Origin of the sequence: Mesorhizobium sp. M4A.F.Ca.ET.090.04.2.1, assembly GCF_003999085.1 — a bacterium.
Lineage (GTDB): Bacteria > Pseudomonadota > Alphaproteobacteria > Rhizobiales > Rhizobiaceae > Mesorhizobium.
Window position 1 is genome coordinate 1 of the sequence record NZ_RZOT01000874.1, and the last position, 1,243, is coordinate 1,243.

The following is a 1,243-nucleotide window of genomic DNA, read 5'->3' on the forward strand; positions in this document are numbered from 1 at the left end:
GGCCGGCAATGTCGAGCAGATCGGCGCGCCGCTCGACCTTTATGACGATCCCGCCAACCGCTTCGTCGCCGGCTTCATCGGCTCGCCGAAGATGAACTTCATGCCGGCGAGGGTTGTCGAGACCGGGCCGGGCGCGGCGACGGTCGAGCTTGTCAACCACGCCGGCGCGCGGCTGAGCAAGCCGCTCCAGAGCACGCCTCCGGCTGTCGGCGCCGAGGTCGTGCTCGGGGTCAGGCCGGAACACTTCTTCGATGCCGGCAAAGGCGACTGCGACATCGCCGTCAAGGCCGATGTCGCCGAGCATCTCGGATCGGTGAGCTACGTCTACGCCGGTGCCGGAGACGACGAACTGATCATCGAGCGCGAGGCATCCAGGCAGCGGGCGAGCGGCGACCATCTGACGGTGGCGATCAAGGCCGACAAGGCGCTGCTCTTCGACACCAAGGGCGCGCGGATACGCTAGAGCAATTCCAGGAAAAGTGTGTAACGGTTTTCCGTCCGGAATTGCGTAAAAACAAATACTTAGAGCGGTTCGGCGATTCCAAGAAACGTTGAACCGCTCTAGGGCATGAGCCCGAAAAGCGCGAACCGGCTTTCGGAAAGATCATGCTCGAACAAAATGGTTCCATTCTTGCCCGATCGCGAATGCGTGGCGGCGACCCCAGGAGATTTGACATGACATCCAGACCGCAAAAGATTCGTTGGGGCATTCTCGGGCCCGGCAGCATCGCCAAATCCTTTGCCGGCGGCGTGGCGCAGTCGCGCACCGGCGAACTGGTAGCGCTCGGTGCCCGCAACCCCGGCAAGGCGGGGCTCGCCGAAACCTTCCCGGGCGCGCGCATCCTCGACGGCTATGAGGCGCTGCTCGCCGACGATGGTGTCGACGCCGTCTATATTTCGATACCGCATCCCGGCCATGCCGAATGGGCGATCAAGGCCGCTGAAGCCGGCAAGCATGTGCTGTGCGAGAAGCCGCTGGCGCTGACCGCCTTTGAGGCCGACGCCATGATCCATGCCGCGCGCAAGGCCGGCACCTTCCTCGGCGAAGCCTTCATGTACCGGCTGCATCCGCAGACGCTTAAGCTGGTGGAATTGATCAAGTCGGGCGTCATCGGCGAAGTCCGCATGATCAAGTCGAGCTTCGGCTTCGCCATGCCGGGCTTCCTGCCGGAGCATCGGCTCTATGCCAACGACCTCGCCGGCGGCGGCATCCTCGACGTCGGCGAGGTCGTTGGCATAGAGC

The 1,243-nt window shown here is 63.7% G+C and carries 1 protein-coding gene and 1 pseudogene; both read left to right on the plus strand.

The genetic code is table 11. The features are described 5' to 3' along the window. Positions 1 to 463 (plus strand): annotated as a pseudogene (locus EN781_RS32785) (TOBE domain-containing protein); the annotation flags it as partial. A gap of 212 nt (positions 464 to 675) precedes the next feature. After that, the coding region (locus EN781_RS32795) for a Gfo/Idh/MocA family oxidoreductase (RefSeq protein WP_145965800.1) at positions 676 to 1,243 on the plus strand (568 nt) is incomplete at its 3' end.